This is a genomic window from Streptomyces huiliensis, assembly GCF_020037025.1.
Lineage (GTDB): Bacteria > Actinomycetota > Actinomycetes > Streptomycetales > Streptomycetaceae > Streptomyces > Streptomyces huiliensis.
In genome coordinates this window covers 1-381 of sequence record NZ_JAIQLH010000578.1, presented here as the reverse complement: position 1 = coordinate 381, position 381 = coordinate 1, and the positions used below count along the sequence as shown (strand labels likewise).

Genomic DNA, 381 nt, shown 5'->3' with positions numbered 1-381 from the left:
GGGGGCGTCCGGGACGGGGAACGGCAGCGCGTAGGCGGCGTCGGCGGCGGCCGGCGTGCCGCCCAGGGCGCGGACGGCGCGCCGCATCGCGTCCCGCCGGGCGCGGTGCGCCTCGTACGCCTCACGGGCCTCCTGGGCCCGCTCCTCCGCGGCGCGGGCGCCCACCACCCCGTACCCGTACACCGCCGCGTGCTCGGCGGCCAGGGCGGTCTGCGCGGCGGTCAGGACGGCCGGATCCGTCATGCGTCCGCCTCCAGCAGGTAGACGTGGGCCGCGCCGGCCGCCGCCACGGAGGCCAGCAGCCGGGCGAGTTCCGGCGGGGCGGTCGCGAGGGCCGCGCCGTGGCCGTCGGCCGTACGGCGCTCGGCGGCGGCGAGCGCG

The 381-nt window shown here is 82.4% G+C and carries 1 protein-coding gene; it reads right to left on the bottom strand.

The annotated features are described in order from the left end of the window. A partial coding sequence (locus JNW98_RS35945; protein WP_223772430.1) for a DUF4439 domain-containing protein occupies positions 1 to 243 on the bottom strand: 243 nt, incomplete at its 3' end. Positions 244 to 381: the final 138 nt, after the last annotated feature.